This window comes from Enterococcus sp. AZ197 (assembly GCF_050556405.1).
Lineage (GTDB): Bacteria > Bacillota > Bacilli > Lactobacillales > Enterococcaceae > Enterococcus > Enterococcus faecalis.
In genome coordinates this window covers 271,042-287,713 of record NZ_CP187873.1, presented here as the reverse complement: position 1 = coordinate 287,713, position 16,672 = coordinate 271,042, and the positions used below count along the sequence as shown (strand labels likewise).

14 protein-coding genes are annotated in these 16,672 nt (G+C 38.3%); 4 read left to right on the top strand and 10 right to left on the bottom strand.

Going from position 1 to position 16,672, the window contains the following annotated elements; translation table 11 throughout:
• Nucleotides 1-10: 10 nt before the first annotated feature.
• From IGK82_RS01460 to fdrA, 7 genes are all read right to left on the bottom strand, one after another.
• The gene (locus IGK82_RS01460) at nt 11-1,432 is read right to left on the bottom strand and encodes a hypothetical protein (protein WP_002385370.1); all 1,422 of its coding nucleotides are present in this window, start codon (nt 1,430-1,432) and stop codon (nt 11-13) included.
• The gene (gene allD / locus IGK82_RS01455; RefSeq protein WP_016622048.1) at nt 1,432-2,583 is read right to left on the bottom strand and encodes an ureidoglycolate dehydrogenase; all 1,152 of its coding nucleotides are present in this window, start codon (nt 2,581-2,583) and stop codon (nt 1,432-1,434) included. The genes IGK82_RS01460 and allD overlap by 1 nt, the downstream gene beginning before the upstream one ends.
• Nucleotides 2,583-3,803 (bottom strand): dicarboxylate/amino acid:cation symporter, encoded by a 1,221-nt coding sequence (locus IGK82_RS01450; protein ID WP_002358375.1) that lies wholly within the window; start codon nt 3,801-3,803, stop codon nt 2,583-2,585. Before IGK82_RS01450 ends, allD begins: the two co-directional genes overlap by 1 nt.
• Nucleotides 3,804-3,809: 6 nt before the next feature.
• Nucleotides 3,810-4,748: a carbamate kinase gene (gene arcC / locus IGK82_RS01445; protein WP_016622049.1), complete on the bottom strand. Its 939-nt coding sequence runs from the start codon at nt 4,746-4,748 to the stop codon at nt 3,810-3,812.
• 134 nt (nt 4,749-4,882) lie between these two features.
• The gene (locus tag IGK82_RS01440; RefSeq protein ID WP_002355251.1) at nt 4,883-6,136 is read right to left on the bottom strand and encodes an MFS transporter; all 1,254 of its coding nucleotides are present in this window, start codon (nt 6,134-6,136) and stop codon (nt 4,883-4,885) included.
• A 9-nt stretch (nt 6,137-6,145) separates the two neighbouring features.
• Nucleotides 6,146-6,979, bottom strand: coding sequence for a DUF2877 domain-containing protein (locus IGK82_RS01435; protein ID WP_002355250.1), 834 nt, complete (start codon nt 6,977-6,979; stop codon nt 6,146-6,148).
• Nucleotides 6,972-9,983, bottom strand: coding sequence for a DUF1116 domain-containing protein (fdrA, locus tag IGK82_RS01430; RefSeq protein WP_010821356.1), 3,012 nt, complete (start codon nt 9,981-9,983; stop codon nt 6,972-6,974). Before fdrA ends, IGK82_RS01435 begins: the two co-directional genes overlap by 8 nt.
• 122 nt (nt 9,984-10,105) lie before the next feature.
• Here fdrA and IGK82_RS01425 point away from each other — a divergent pair, with 122 nt between their 5' ends.
• From IGK82_RS01425 to IGK82_RS01410, 4 genes are all read left to right on the top strand, one after another.
• Nucleotides 10,106-11,698 (top strand): PucR family transcriptional regulator, encoded by a 1,593-nt coding sequence (locus tag IGK82_RS01425; protein WP_002355248.1) that lies wholly within the window; start codon nt 10,106-10,108, stop codon nt 11,696-11,698.
• Nucleotides 11,673-12,485: an alpha/beta hydrolase gene (locus IGK82_RS01420; protein WP_002393705.1), complete on the top strand. Its 813-nt coding sequence runs from the start codon at nt 11,673-11,675 to the stop codon at nt 12,483-12,485. The genes IGK82_RS01425 and IGK82_RS01420 overlap by 26 nt, the downstream gene beginning before the upstream one ends.
• Nucleotides 12,486-12,585: 100 nt before the next feature.
• Nucleotides 12,586-12,825 (top strand): AbrB/MazE/SpoVT family DNA-binding domain-containing protein, encoded by a 240-nt coding sequence (locus IGK82_RS01415; RefSeq protein WP_002358371.1) that lies wholly within the window; start codon nt 12,586-12,588, stop codon nt 12,823-12,825.
• Nucleotides 12,822-13,241 carry a type II toxin-antitoxin system death-on-curing family toxin gene (locus tag IGK82_RS01410; RefSeq protein ID WP_002355245.1) on the top strand — a complete coding sequence of 140 codons (420 nt, stop codon included), beginning with the start codon at nt 12,822-12,824 and terminating at the stop codon, nt 13,239-13,241. Before IGK82_RS01415 ends, IGK82_RS01410 begins: the two co-directional genes overlap by 4 nt.
• Nucleotides 13,242-13,350: 109 nt before the next feature.
• Here IGK82_RS01410 and IGK82_RS01405 read toward each other — a convergent pair whose 3' ends face one another.
• The 3 genes from IGK82_RS01405 to IGK82_RS01395 all read right to left on the bottom strand — a co-directional run bounded on the left by IGK82_RS01405 (nt 13,351) and on the right by IGK82_RS01395 (nt 16,634).
• Nucleotides 13,351-14,562: an amidohydrolase family protein gene (locus tag IGK82_RS01405; RefSeq protein WP_002405271.1), complete on the bottom strand. Its 1,212-nt coding sequence runs from the start codon at nt 14,560-14,562 to the stop codon at nt 13,351-13,353.
• A gap of 51 nt (nt 14,563-14,613) precedes the next feature.
• Nucleotides 14,614-15,417: an ankyrin repeat domain-containing protein gene (locus tag IGK82_RS01400; protein ID WP_002379049.1), complete on the bottom strand. Its 804-nt coding sequence runs from the start codon at nt 15,415-15,417 to the stop codon at nt 14,614-14,616.
• A 173-nt stretch (nt 15,418-15,590) separates the two neighbouring features.
• Nucleotides 15,591-16,634, bottom strand: a complete 1,044-nt coding sequence (locus IGK82_RS01395; protein WP_002387660.1) for a DUF4822 domain-containing protein — start codon at nt 16,632-16,634, stop codon at nt 15,591-15,593.
• Between the last annotated feature and the right edge of the window lie 38 nt (nt 16,635-16,672).

The window sequence follows — 16,672 nt, the reverse complement described above, 5'->3', positions numbered from 1 at the left end:
AAATTGTTTTTTATCCAAAGATTAAACCGATAACTAATAATAGTACAGAGGCAATACTTAACCATTTCACGTTTCCTTTAACAACATCCAAAATTGGAATTTGGAAGCCTGAAGATAAAGCTTGCATAGTAATATTAACGAAACTCATTTGACTACCTAAACCAACACCCATTGCTACAAAACCTAATGCTAACGGCGGGAAGTTCAACGATACAGCAACTGGTAGCACTAAAGTTAAAACAGAACCTACATAGGCCCCAGCTGGAATCCCAATTAAAATCCCTGTTAAAATAGCAACTGGCACGACAATAAAGGCTGGTGCATTTTCAGCAACACCTGCGATTACAGCAAACGTTCCTGTTTGTGCAATAACATTAATAAAGGCTAAGAAAATCCCTACTTGGAATAAACGAGTCAAAATATATGTAGACCCATCTACCATCGCTTCGACAGATTTGTTCATTGAGAAATCTGTACATAAGAAAATTAAAACTAATGTTAAAATCATGTATACAAGTGGCGTAAAGAAGGCAAAACCAATTAAATCATTCACAATTGGTCCAAAAATTACAGCAAACAATAAGAAAATGGCTGGCAAGGTAATTTTAAATAATTCACCATTGCTCTTTTTATCAAATTCATCATCTGCCGACTCTTTAAAGCCAACATTTCTATGTTTCGTTCCCCAAAAGGCTAACACAATCGCTAATGCTACGAAGAATAACCAGTAAGGTCGCATGGTTGAAACATATGAACCGACACTGATATCGCCTAATTTTGAAACAATACTTGATTCTAATGAAGCGGGTGATGTTGTAAATGATACCGCAGCAGCTAAAGACATTGCTGCAATTAATTCAGGAACAACGCCAACTGCAGCAAAGGCCAATGGCGCAATAACCATCGCACTTCCGCCACCAATTCCTGACATATATGTGGCTGCGGCTAATAAGATAACAATAAAAGCTGAAACATACTCGACTTTTCCTTTTGTGCCTCGTTTGGCTAAAGTTAATGCAGCTGAATAACTACCTGCTTTAAAGACCGCCATCGCAACAGCTGAATTAATGATGGGAACGGTAATTCCTAACATCATTGGGATAGCTTCCAACATCTGTTTATTTGCTTCTTCTAGTCCAATGCCACCAATCAGCATCGCTAAGACGCCACCAATTAAACCAGCGATAATCATATCGACTTTCATAAACAATAGAACCAAAACAACAATCAATGGAATAATCACAACTAATGCCATGATTCCTGTCGGGGCAACTACATCCCCAATCTCATCAGCAAAGGCCGCAACTGGCACAAAAATACTAACTAAGAATGCAAAAATAAGTGCTACTTTTGACGATTTTTTCATTTTACTTTCCTCCAATAGAAAGAAGGCGAGAGCAACGCAGTAGCGAATACTCTCTGCGCTCCTCATTATTTGGCAAAGGCACCTTGCCCGCCATATTTATCGTAATGTACAATCTCACTAACTAAATAATCATAAATACTTTGTGGAATTTCAATGCCTTCTGACATGGCTTTTTGATAGTTTAGCTGACCAATTTCTCCTGGATAGTAAACTTGTTGAAACCCTTCTGCTGTAGGCACACTATGAAGTTCTTCCACCATTTGATTAATATTTTCTTTAAATCGTTCAGAATCTGTAAAGCGGCTTGGATCAATGACTAAAAACATCTGACCCAGATTCCGTTTCTCCGTTAAATCCGCATACATGGAGCTGACATGTTTGCCAAAAGGTAAGCCTAACAACGAACCAGCTAAGACATCGACCATCATCATTAGTCCATATCCTTTTGGTCCTGAAATCGGCAATAAACCTCGTACTTCATAAGGATCAGTCGTTGGCTGGCCTTTTTCGTCTACTGCCCATGTGTCGGGAATTTCAACATCTCTTGAACGTGCATCTAAAATTTTCCCCCAAGCCTGTACTGTCGTAGCCATATCAAACACGACTGGTTCATGACCTGCTCTAGGTGCTGCAAAAGCGATTGGATTTGTTCCAAAATAATTGCTTGTACCACCAAACGGTACCACCATTGGATCAGATTGACACATCGAAAGAGCAACCATGCCTTGTTCCGCTGCTTTTTTAACATAATACGATAACGTCCCGCTATGACTCGTTTGAGAAACGCCAACATACGCTAACCCTGATTCTTTGGCTAGATCAACTGCAGCAGCTAATGCTTCGTTACAAACAAATTGACCCACGCCATTATCGCCATGAAAAATGGCAGTGGACGGTCCAGTTTTTTCAAATGATAATTCGGGGTCAATCGTGATCCCGCCTTTTGCAATCCGTTCCGCATAATAATCCATACGAACCGCCCCGTGTGAATGAATACCGCTAGCATCTGCAAAAGTTAAATGTCGAGCAACTTCTTCGGCATGTTCAGAATGTAAACCAGCAGCTTCTAATTTTTGCTTCATCAGCTTTTCTAATTTTTCCGGTGTAACGACAACCATTTCTCCCATTGCGCTTGCTCCTTTATCATTAATCTTAAAAAAGGGAAAGAAAACAAGTGATTTTCTTCTTCGTCCTTGCATTTCCTCCCCTTTTTTCACTACTTATTGCTACTGTTAAAGACAGTATAGTCAATTTCATCCACTGATTTTGCAACTAGAATAGCAGAGTAAACATCTGAATTGACATTTAAAATTGTTCGTAACATGCCAACAAACCATTCGACGCCTGCAAAAATTGCAATACTCTCAATGGGTAAACCCATTTGCGGAACAATCACTGCCAGTGAGACTAAGCCCGCACCGGGAACAACTGCGTTTGCTAGTGAGACAAACGTTGCTGTAATTGCTAAGTAAATCATTTTCGTAATATCAAACTCTAGCTGATACATCTGAGCGATAGTCATTACAGTAAAAGCCATATGCATCGCTGAACCGTTACTGTTTAATGACATACCTAACGGCAACACTAAGTTAGTAATTCGCTTACTTAAACCTAATTTTGCTTCTGTTTCTTCCAAAGCTACTGGTAAAGTAATTGCTGAAGAAGTTGTCGCCAAGGCCATCACAGACATATTTTTCATGTTTGTAATTAAACGTAGTGGACTTACTTTACAGTACAATGTGATAACCAAAATCCAGATGCCCAAAAATAAAATAGTTCCTAATCCATAGACCAATAGATACTTCACTAACGGTAAAATAATTTGAAGGCCTAAGTGACTAATTGTTGAAGCAATTAAAGCAAAAATCCCCAGAGGTGCTAGATACATAACGTATCGAATGACTGTAATGATAACTTCATTAAAGTCCACAATTATTTGGAAGAGTTGCGTCTCTGGATGGCTTTGTAAGTATTTATTCAGTGCTAAACCAAAAAATAATGCAAAGACAATAATTTGAATAATCGATCCTTGAGTCAGTGAATCAAAAATATTTTTCGGAACGAAATTTAAAATCGTATCAGTAATTGAGATTTCTTGCGCTTTAATAGAAGCATCTTGGAAGCCAGTCATTTTAACACCATATCCTGGATTAAAAATGACTGCCATTAGGACGCCCCATAAAGCAGCAGCTAAGGAGGAAATCCCGAAAACAGCGATTGTTCTACCCCCAAGGCTCGTTAATTCTTTTGGATTAATACTGCCAACTGCTTGGACAATTTGCCCTAAGATCAAGATAGGAATAGCCATTTGCATCAGTCGCAAAAAGACATCTCCAACTATTTTCAAGTAATTGCCGCTAGCAGGAATCAAGAGTCCTACGAGGATTCCTACGACAACAGCAATTGCAATTTGGGTGATCATGGACGGTTTTTTCATGGTAAACTACCCCTTTTGACTGATCACAGTTCCTGCTTCTTTATCGATGTTTTCTAAGTTTTCGATAGAAGTAATGATTGCTTTCCGTTTGTCATCACCTTTTACGAAGTCTAAGGCAGCTTCGATTTTTGGTAGCATACTACCAGCAGCAAAGTGACCTTCTTTAATGTATTCTTCTGCTTCGGCTACACTGATTTGTTCTAATGCTTTTTGATCTGGTTGATTGTAATTAATGTAGATGTTATCAACGCCTGTCAAAATAATCAAACGGTCTGCATCAACGTTTTCAGCTAAAACACGTGCAGAGAAATCTTTGTCGTTAACCGCTTCCACGCCTACGTATTGTCCGTCTTCTGCTACGACCGGAATGCCCCCGCCACCAGAACAGATAGTTAAAACGTCCGCCTCTACTAAAGCACGAACCGCCTCTTTTTCAACAATTTCTTTAGGCATTGGTGATGGAACAACTTTTCGGTAGCCACGGCCAGCATCTTCCACATACGTAGAGCCATCTTTGGCTGCTTCTGCGTCAGCTTCTTCTTTTGTATAGAATGGACCAATTGGTTTGGATGGTTTTTTAAACGAAGGATCTTCTTTGACCACACGTACTTGCGTAACTACAGAGATAACTGGTTTAGCAATGTTACGTTTTTCAAACTCATTAGTTAAAGCATTTTGTAACCAGTAACCGATGCTTCCTTGTGTCATCGCAACACAAGTATCCAATTTCAACGCTGGATTTTTTTCACTTTCGCCTGCTTTTTGTTGTAAAAGCAAATTCCCTACTTGTGGTCCGTTTCCGTGACAGACAATGACTTGTTCCCCTTTGGCAACAAATTCTGCAATATATTTGGCCGCGTGATTAACGACGGCTTTTTGGCCTTCATCTGTTGGATCCGTATCTAAAATAGCATTCCCACCTAGGGCAATTACGTTTAAACTCATTGATTGATTCGCTCCTTTTTAGTAAAGCAAAGACAAAATCTTTTCAGTATCGACGGATAAGAAATAATTTGTTTACGAAATGAAAGATTTTGTCTTGCTCATTTTGATTGTTTCAGTCATTATCGAAGGGATAATTAACCTAATTTCGGTTTACTTTCATCTTTAGCTAAGAAAGCAAAAGCTAGTAAACCAATAACTAATAGTACACAAGAAAGATAGAAGCCAACTTGCATTGAGCCTGCTGTATCTGCTAAATATCCTGTGACATACGGTGCTAGGATTGACCCTGACATCCCGATAAAATTATAGGCACTTAACGTTGTTCCTAAGGCCGCTTTTGGTGCATGTTTGGTAACAAAAGTCACCATAATTGGATCTAACGCTAATTTCCCTGTTAACCCATAAAGAATTAAAACAGAAATTAACAATGTCCGATTTGTTACAAAAGCAATCGCAAAGACAGATAGGATTGCTAAAGGTACTAATGTAAAGACTAATTTTTTCGTCGCACCTGTTTTATCATTCAAACGAGCGAAGATTAAGGCGCCTGGAATAGAGGCCCATGGTACAAGTGATGAAATGAAACCAACGCTCGCTCCTGTAAAGCCACGTTCAGCAATTAAAAATTGTGGCAACCAAGTAATAATGACAAAGTTTGCATAAATACTTGTGAAACATAAAATAAATGCGGCTAATAAATTACGATTTGAGAAAATTTCTTTTAATGAGATCTTTTCTTGCGGTCCTTCTTCAGCAGCTGCTCGTGCAGCTTCTTCACCAGGACGAATCACTTTTTCTTTCAAAATTGTATAGAAAAGAATTCCTACGATAAACGTTGGAATCGCCATGATAAAGAATGGTTTGCTCCAATGTTCACCATTTTCTAAAACCAACTTACTTGAAAGTAAGTACCCACCTGATGTACCGAAGGCCATCCCACTATTGATGATGGCATTACCGATGGTCCGTTTACTTGCTGGAATCGCTTCTGTCGATAACGCATATTGCGGGCCATAGTAAGCGCCTTGACCAATACCAGCAATTGCACGAATGACTAAAAACATAACAAAGGTTGTCGCTAATCCACTAAAATAAGTAGAAATAGCAAGAACGATAAACCCAACAGCAATGACTAATTTCCGCCCAATTTTATCGCCAATCATCCCAAAAGGAATCTGTGCAACAGCATAGGTTAGAAAGAAGATGCTATTGGCTAAACCAAGTTGTGTGTTACTTAGACCAAATTGTTCTCCAATGACCCCCATCACTGGATTAAAAATAGTTCGTGTTGCGTACATTAAAATCCAGCCTACGAAGAAAATGGCTACGACTTTAATCCAGTAACTATTGCTCACTTGCACTGCTTGATTTTTTTTACTATTCTCCATGTCTTCTCCTCACTTCTCATCTAACTCTACAGATTGTAAAGCTAGTAACATTCCAAATGACATATCTTTACCAGAGGAATGTCCGATTTGTATAATTCTGTCAATATTTTCGTCAACTCTATTATCCCGATGGTTCTCCAAATCCAAGAGTAACTGATACAACAATGAATTTACATATCCTTTAGCCGAGCTTGCAATATAGCCTTTACTAACATCTGTTGTGGATAAATTTGCTGCCGAAAGAGTAGCGGCTAACGCCGCAGCTCTTTCATCAGCAAGTATGAACAGAATTGTTTGATACGCCACTAAAATGTCATCACCACTCGGGGTTAACCCTTTGCCCCGACCAATCAGATAATTCGTTACTTCTTGCCATTCCGATAGTGTCCAAACTTTTTGTTTTTGGCTCATTTTTTTGAAAATATGCTTCGCTCGTTCGTCTAAAGGCAGGCCAATTCTACGTTCTAAGTTTCTCGCTAATAAGCGGTCTCGCAACAAGCGTAATTGGTCTTTTTCTAACTTGAAATGAGTAATGTTTAAAGAAACGACCTCGGCAGGTGTGAGTTGGATCGTTTTCACGCCGACTGTACTGTAAAAGGTCAACTGATTTTCTGTGATTTTGACTTTATTACCTTGTTGTACATACGGAAAGATTTCTTGAAACAATTGATCTGGCAAAAACATACCAAAGCTTGATAAATAATTATGGAAGTTTGCAACATTGATTAATTGATCCTGGACTTTCAGATTAAATGAACGTTCAAAAACACTGTGAATGGTTCCCATCTTGCCATATTGGTGGATAGGAAAAATGTAGTCACTAATGACTAGTTGGTTATTCAACCGTAATGCCTAGTTTCTCAGCATACGCTTCTAGGGCTTTTTCAAAACAGCCTAGAGGTGCTCTAACTGTCCCTGCACCAATTTGACCAACACCGGCATTTTTGTGTGCAATCCCTGTATTGATGATTGGTGTAATTCCTAATTCCACCACTTTACGGATATCAATTCCTAAACAAGTTCCTTGGAAATCCCAAGTTGGAATTGAGAATGTTGGGTTGTGTCCTTCACAGATTTTTGCCATTTCATTTGAGGTTGCTAACGCATCTTCAAAGCCACCTGCACCAACAAACCGTGTTACGCCAGGTGCAGCTACCATAGCCATTGCTCCAACGCCTACTGTTTCAGTAATTGCACTATCCCCGACATCAGGATTTCCGTCTTCTTCGCTGAAACCAGTGAAGTAAAGACCTTTTGGTGTATTTACTGGTGCGGTATGCCATTGATCGCCTGTTTCTGCAATCCGGACCCCAAAGTTCACGCCGTTACGAGTCATCGTTGTGACAATCGTTCCGTTGGTATCTTTACGGGCACCATCAACAATTGCTTTTCCAGTTGCCATCATGACATTTAAGAAGAATTGATCTGTGTCAGCTAAGAATTTGATTACTTCGTATTTTTGATCTTCTGGAATATCTGTTTTGATAATTAATGGAGACAATTCTTTTAAGAAGTTCAAAGATGCGGCAATATTTCTTTGGTGGAACTCGTCACCCATTGTAATAGAGCGCGCAATCAATACGTTTAAGTTCAAGCCTTCTTCAGAAAGTTTCAAGGCTTTCGCAATAGTTGGTCCTAAAACATCTTTAATCCAATCTAAACGATCAACCACTTCTTGTGAATAAGCACCAAAACGCAATACTTTACCGATACCTTCATTCAAGATACAGTATGCTTCGTTACCTTCTAAGCGATTTTCTACAACAAAGACTGGCATATTACCAGAAGTAATACCGCCCATTGGTCCAACTGCTTTTACATGGTGACAAGGAATGAAACGTACTTCGCCAGCTTCAAAAATCTTCAAAGCATCTTCTTCGTTGTCTGCCCAACGTTCGAATAATGCTGCACCGATACAAGCACCTTTCATTGGTCCAGTCATTTCAGACCATTGGATTGGTGGTCCAGCATGAAGTAATGTTTTTTGTGCGTCATCATTTAATTCTGGAATCACTGATTTTGCAGGTACCACATCTACTAAGAATGGTTGTGCATTTTTAATTTTGTCTGTTACTTTGTGATTTTCAGCTTCGATTTGTTCACTGTAATCTTCCAAAGCATCCAAAATTTTAATCATTTTTTTATTGCCGTTAGCACGTGGACGCCAGTTAAATTGAACAGTTTCGCCACCGTAATCAACGATTGATTCTGTAAAGCTTTGCAACCCAACGTTAATGATTCTTGGTTTGGTTGTTAATAGTTCCATTACTTTTTCGCCTGGTTTTGGTACATCGACAGTTGGTCCGTTGTAAGCAACCACTTCTTTATCGTCTTCTGAAATTTCGATTCCTTTTAGTAATAAAGCTAATTGAACAGCTTTAGCATTGCTTTCTGCAACTAAAACGCCGCCTTCTTTCAAACGATCAACCGACGATTGGTAATTTTGCGGATCTTTCGTCGTCCCACAAACAGTTGCAACAAAGTAAAGATCACGTCCGGCTTCTTTGGCTGTGGCACGCGCTTCTTCAATTGCTGGTAACAATGCACCAACCATGTCTTCATGAGCACCGTAGCCTAACACCACATCGAATAAGATAATCCCCGTTTTTTCATCTTGTGCGTATTCACGAATTTTTTCGATACGAACATCTGGGTCAATCATTGGGTGCGGACGACCTTGTGTATACATATCATCGCCTAAGTCAATGACTTCATAACCGTGAGATTTCAAGACATAACCTTCTGCTTTCACTAAACCGCCAAGGTCTAAAGCTTCAGAAATTAACATACCTGCTTCAGAAGCTAATGTACCACCTGAATATAAGCCTTTTACAACTTTATCTTCTGGTAATGTTGGTACAGCTGGTTTTGCTAATGCTTCAAAGTAATTTTTCTTCACGGCCACATCATTTGCTAAATCAACAGCAATTTTAGCTGTTTCTTCTAATGTATGAGCTAGATAAACTTTGCCTTCGTGACTTGTTGGTTTTTCTCCTAAGAAAATCGCAACGACTGGTTTTGAAATGCTTTGTAATAATTCAACCACTTCATCACGAACTTCTTTTGCAGGTGGTTTAGAAATAACTGTAATCACATCGGTTGGTTCGTGATTTTCTAAAGCCACAATAGCATCTTTCACTGTGATAGCGCCTACTTTGTCGCTTAAGTCACGACCACCAGTTCCAATGGCGTGAACAACTCCGCCACCTAAGCGGTCAATAATCGTTGTAACTTCTTGAATCCCTGTTCCTGAAGCACCAACAACGCCAATGTTTCCTGGAGAAACAACATTTGTAAAGGCGATTGGAATACTTGAGATAATACCAGTTCCACAGTCAGGCCCCATCATTAGTAAGCCTTTTTCATGCGCTAATTTTTTCAAACGTACTTCATCTTCAATTGACACATTATCCGTGAAAGAGAACACGTGTAAATCATTTTTTAAGGCACGTTCCATTTCTGGCGCACCATATTCACCAGGAATACTGAATAGCGCTACATTCGCCTCTGGTAAAAGATCAAACGCTTCTGACCAAGAAGTCGCTGCTTGTGCTTCTTCACTAGTTCCCTTTGCTGATAAATCATCTAAGAATTCATCAATCGCTGGCATAACTTCTTCCATGATGTTTTCTTTTTCACTGTCAACCACAATCATCATGTCGTTTGCAGATGCACTATTGGCCTCATTCGTTAACAAGTTCGTGTTGTTAAGGATGTCTTTGTTGGCATCTGTTCCCATCATGATTTGACTCATGGTTACACCATCTAATGCATTGATTTTATTGGTCAATAACATTAAGTTGATGGAGTCTTGGTAATTGTTTTTCAAAATTACTGTGTGTAACATTGTTCATCCTCCTATCTATTCCTTACAATGCTATTGTATCGAAACGAGAAAGTGTTTTCATCGGACATAATTCTAAAAAAATGGTATAATTTTTATCCATAAGAGGAAAAAAGGAGAAAATGATGAAATTAAGAGAGTTATTATCGATAGGTGACTTAAAAAAAGGTAAAATTTTGACGAAAGAGATTGGTTTAGACAATGAAGTTGATTCGGCAATGGTCTTAGAAGCGATTGATATCGAGAACTGGAGTAGAAAGAATCAGTTAATTTTGACTTCTTTCTACGCATTGCATGATTTACCAGAAAAAGAGTTGGAAAATTTTTTCGTAAAGATGCGCCGAATTGGCATCAGCGGCTTAATTTTGAAAACAGATCGATTCATTAAAATGATTCCAGAGTGGTTTATCGAATTATGTTTCAATTATGAAATTCCTTTAATTAAAATCACACAAGACATTAGCTATGAAAAAATTCTGTTTACGATTTACGAGCCTTTGTTGAATTATCAGTCGCATGTCTTACGTACGTATTACGATGTGCGCCAACGTTTCACCAAATTAGAGCGCCACTACCCAACGGTTGAGACGATTATGCAAGAATTTTATGACATCATTAAATTACCCTTCGCTTTAAAAATGTTGGATAAACATCTGGAAATTAGCGATGGCGACTTACCCCATGATGCGATTGTGCTCTCAAGAGAAAAACTAAAAAACAGTGAGTTCACTAAAAATGATTACTCTCTTTTAACACTTTATTCTCATGCCAACCCCAAAAAACAGTTGGCACTAGAAGTTTCTATTTTCAATAGTTATTCCACTAATTGTTTACTTCTGGTTTATTTACAAGATGAAAAGGTTAAAGAAACGGATTTAGTGATTATCGAAAATGCGATTGATGTCTTACAAGAAAAATTCAATACCGAAAATTTGTTAAAAAAAGAACGGTATACTCGTTTGAACAACTTAGCAGATGCTATTTTACAAAATACACCGCAAAATCCTGACGAGCTAAACAGTTTGCTTCGTGAAGTGCAAATGCAAGAGCTAGATTCTTACCAAGCGATTGCTTTTTCTACCAAAGACACCAATACACAACTCATGAAAGAACGAATTATTGCCTTACTTCGTACCCTGCGTGTGAAATCCATCTTCTTTGATCAGCTAAATTATTCGGCGGTCCTTTTTAACTTCAATGAAAGTGATGGAAAAATTACAAAGCTGCAATTAAGTCGTTTATTAGCTGAACTTTTAGAAGAAAACGACACGCTTACCGTTGCCGTCAGCAGTTTAAAATCACGAGAAGGGATTAAAGAGCTACTGATTGAATGTCTGGACATTCTGCGCTTTAATGAAACTTTTTATAACGGACCAATTGTCACCTTAGCCGATATTGGGGTATTTAAAAATTTTATCCGCGAAGACCAATTGGAAAATTTAGACGAATTAATTCCTCGCGCACTTTATCAATTAGCCGAAAACAACTACGATTTATTTGAAACTTTGTACAGTTTTTTCCAAAATAATCGCAACTATAAACAGACCTCTGAAGCGATGTTCCTTCATTCAAAAACGATTCGTTATCGTTTAAACAAAGTGGAACAACTTCTTGATATTGACTTAGCCAATCCCTTGCAATTGTTAAATTATGAAATTGCCACATACATTATAAAGATGAGGAGACGTGCACTTGAAAAACAATCAAACACTCGCTAATGGCGCAACAGTTACTATCTACCCCACTACGACTGAACCAACGAACTATGTCGTCTATTTACACGGTGGCGGGATGATTTATGGAACCAAAAGTGATTTACCAGAAGAACTGAAGGAGCTGTTTACAAGCAATGGCTATACCGTTTTAGCACTGGACTATTTGTTGGCTCCAAATACAAAAATCGATCACATCTTAGGGACGCTAACAGAAACCTTCCAATTGCTAAACGAAGAGATTATTCAAAACCAGCCCTTTGGTTTGTGCGGGCGTTCCGCTGGCGGTTATTTAATGTTACAGTTAACCAAACAATTACAAACACTAAATTTGACGCCACAATTTTTAGTCAATTTTTACGGCTATACAGATTTAGAATTTATTAAAGAGCCACGAAAATTATTAAAGCAAGCCATTTCCGCTAAAGAAATAGCTACCATCGACCAAACAAAGCCTGTTTGGGATGATCCTTTTCTTTCTCGCTATCTGCTGTATCATTACAGTATTCAGCAAGCGCTATTGCCGCACTTTTACGGATTACCAGAAAATGGGGACTGGTCTGCTTACGCACTGTCAGACGAAACATTAAAAACTTTTCCACCTTGTTTCAGTACAGCTAGCAGTTCAGACGAAGAAGTGCCGTTCCGCTATAGCAAAAAAATCGGACGGACCATTCCTGAGAGTACCTTTAAAGCGATTTACTATTTAGAACATGATTTTTTAAAACAAACCAAAGATCCTTCGGTCATCACTTTATTTGAGCAATTGGATAGCTGGCTGAAGGAACGATAAGCAATCAAGAAATTTTATTAAAGTATTAGACTTGTGATAGAAACTTTTTTACGATCCATGATATACTGTATATACAATGTATACGAAAGGTGGGTTACTAGTGGAAATCAAAGAAAGAAAACTTAGAAAAGTTGGGAATTCTGTTGTTATGACATTGTCAAAAGAGTTTCTAGAAAGCATTGGTGCGACTGCGACAGACACCGTTTATGTAGACGAAGAAAAATTAAAAGATATTATTGTTAAAAAAAATATGTCAGAACATCAAAAAAAATTACAACAAATGATGGAGAACTCAAAACAAAAACATAATGAGCTGTACAAAGAATTGGTTACTAAATGAAAAGTATTTATTATTTATCAGCGGATGATCTATTTCAAATGAATACTTTCTTGATCCAAACGTATTCTCCCGCAGAACAAATTGGCATCAAAGATCGTAATGCATTAGAAATGGCTAGCAACCAACCAGCACAATTCGTCTTTGACGTTGACCTGTACCCAACAATTGAAGAAAAAGCAGCTATTTTAATGATTAACATTGCAACAAAGCATTGTTTTTACAATGCAAATAAACGGACAGCTGTAATGGCAACCGACTTATTTTTACAATTAAACGGTTATGATTTCCAATTAGATACGCAAGAAGGCGTTGATTTATTGGTTTTTATTGCTACTTATAGATCAGATTTTGATCAGTTGAAAAACGATGTATCAAAAGTAATCAGAGCTAAATTAAATCATACTTCTTCTCACTAATTTCATCAATGAAATATAAGATGGATGTCGTTTTCAATTGTAAAATTAAGCGTCTAATCCAAATAAATTTAATAACAAAAAAAGAAGCGAGAAATCTCGCTTCTTTTTGTTATTTTTGATAAAGTGTGGTTCCTTTTACCACACTGATTTCCACCGGTGTCTGACGAGCGACAAAAGCCGCCGCACATTCTGCTTCAGTGAGTAAGTAAGTTGCTTCAGCACCAACTTGCGGCCAATTTACTTGCCCTTGTTCGTCTAAAGTTGTGACACCATCTGTCACTAAGCCTAATAATTGGGTTAAAGCATCTTGATCTTTCACGTTAAAAAGTTCACCTAAACGAGCCAATTTTTCTTGTAATGAACCATCACCATAGGGAGACCAGCAATCGTAGATATTGTCACAACCAAGATGGACATTGACTCCATGACGTAACAATTCCATAATTGGCGGAATCGTATTAGGTGTGATTGGCACGCTGGAATTAATATGAATTTTTTCTGCTGCTAAAGCATCATAAACTTCGGCACGTTCTTCACCAATGAAATCATTTAACCCGAAGGCATGGCTGATAAATACTTTGTCTTGTAGGCCATATTCTTTCGTTAAACGGATAATTTCTTTAATCGTTGTTGTCCCAGCTTCGTGACGGTCATGTAAATGAATATCCACACCGACACCATGTTTATCTGCTAAGCGGAATGTTTCAGCCAATGATTTTTTGTAATCACCATCTAGTGAATAAGGATCCACGCCACCAATAAAATCGGCGCCTTTTGCCAATGCTTGATCAACTAATTCAACGGAATCTGAACGCAGTAAGCCGTGCTGTGGAAAGACGACAATTTCTACCGCAAATGGTTTCGTTTGGGCCAACGCTTGGACTTCATCAAAATAACGTAAGTCTGTCATCGGTTCCACGTCGACATGTGTTCTGAAAGCTGTCGCGCCATGTGGTAATTCTAAGTCAATTAAATGATTTGCGCGTTCTGTTAAAGAAAGTTCTAAACTATCTAAATAAGGAATTTCTGCTTCGACACGTTCCACAATTGACTTCGCTGGCGTCACTGGATACCACGGAACGCCTAGTTTACTTTTATCAAAGTGACAATGTTTTTCAATCAAACCTGGTAAAATCAATTGATGGTGACCATCAATAATTGTCAACCCAGGTTCTTCTACCAATTCTTCATTGGGGATGATTTTCGTAAATACTCCATCTGTTATTTCAATTGCCACTTCTTTGGTTACTGTCCCAGATAACCAGTCACCTTCTTTTTGATACCCTGTTTCAATTCGAACATTTTTTAACCAATAATTCATGCTTTCCTTCACTCCTACCTGTATTTATTCCTTCCCGAAAGGACACAATACTTAGTTGTACTGTGCTAAAATTTTACTAATTTCCGTATAACCTTTTTGATTGGCATAGTCCATTGCTGTTCGACCAGAATTGTCTTTAATGGATTGATCCGCACCATTTTCCATTAACAATTTTACAATATCTTGGTAAAGTTGGTTCCCTTCACGTAACCCCACTGCCTCAATCAATGCTGTATAGCCAAAGTCATTTTGGAAATCTATGTCTTCTCGTCCATCTTCTAACAAGAGCTTCACATTGTCAATATGTCCTTTTTCAGCTGCCGGAATTAACGCATTGCCACCGTAACGGTTATGCTTATTTAAATCTGGGGTCGCATGTTTTAACATATACGCTAAAATCTCCGTACGTCCTTGCGCTCCCGCATAAAGATAGGGACTATCACTAATGCTGTTTTGCAGATTAATATCGGCACCCCGATCAATCAACGCTTTTGCAATCTCAATGTCATTATTGTGAACAGCGATATTGAGCGGTGTGTTGCCTTCTGTGTCGACTTCATCCACTTGATAAGTAGTATCTTGTAAAATTTCCTTGACCTTCTTCGTATCTCGTTGATTGGCTGCTTCTAAAAGCGCACCCACTTCATAGGTCTTCATCGGTTCTTTCACTTCCTCTTTTGATGTTGTTTGAGCTACCGAACGGGTTGTACTGGTGCTTTCAGTTTTTGCACTACTTTGAGTAGTCACCGTTTGACTATTTTTTGACGCTGCGGAAGGTGTTTCTCCTCCTTGACACGCAGCAAGTAATGGAATGGTCACGACACTTAATAGCCCCATTAAAATTTTTTTGTTCATTGTGCTCAACTTCCTTTCCTCGAGAGAAATATGAGATTTTTCTCCAGTGGTTCTAATCTAACGAATCTTTTTTTATTTGTCGATTAAAACGCTTTCTCTGTTTTTCTATTTTAAAAAGAGAGAAACCAAAAGAAGTCGAAACTTTTTTTGGTTTCCATTCGTATGTTTTGTTCTTAAAAGGTAAATTCAGGATTAAAAGTTCCTTGGTATGGTTCATGTTCCACATAGACTTGGATATCGTTTCCTTCGTTATCTTTACCCATTCGTGTGTACGTAAAACGATTATCATTCAATTCTGTTAACTCTAAGACAGCGCCATAGCGATTGGTTCCAATGGAAACATGGGCACGGAATTTATTTTGATTTCCTACTTTAAAGTAGCCATAGTCGCCACGAGTTTCACCAGTTTGTAAATTGAAAAATTCATATTTGCTGCTATCTTGGTCAAATTTCGCTAAGCTGATAAAGTTTTGGTTGGCCGAAGTTACGTCATTGCCATCTTTATCCACTACTTTTGTGCCATTCCAAAGAAGTTGCGGTGTCCCATCAAAGGAAGTTTTACCAATAATTTCATCCCCTTGTCGATTTACATCAATCTGGCCTGTTTGTTCTGTCATGGCACGGCGTCCATTCGTGAATTCTAGTGTTCTGGGACGATTATTGGGGTATGGCTGCGGACGACCATAAACTGGTCCTGAGGTTGCTTTGTTTTCTACGAAAACTTCAATATCATTTCCGTTTTTATCTTTCCCCATCTGTCTATACGTAAAAGTATCTTGGTATAAAGTTCTAAGTGGGTATACACCTTGATAATTTTTGGTTTCAGAAATAATTACAAGACGGGAAACATCTGTAATACCAGCGGTCATAAAGAAGGTTCCTTCATCTCCTGTTGATTCTCCAGTCTCTTTATCAAAAAATTCATAGAAACTAGTGGTTGCATCAAATTTGATTGCATGTAATAGGTTTTGATTTTCATCTGTTAAGTCATTCCCATTTCGATCATAAACGCGTGTTCCAGCCCAATCTTTTTCTGATAATCCTTCATCTTGTCTAATACCAACTGAACGTAAATACTCAGGTAAATCCCCTAAATTATTGGGATTGTCTACGCTTTGAGGAACGTATGCTTCTGCCGTCAAAGCCCCTCCTGCTCCACCAACTAATAACGCACTTAAAGCCAACAACGTAATTGTACCAACGATTTTTTTCTTCATAAACGACTACTCCCTTTCCTTTTGATAATTTAAGGATA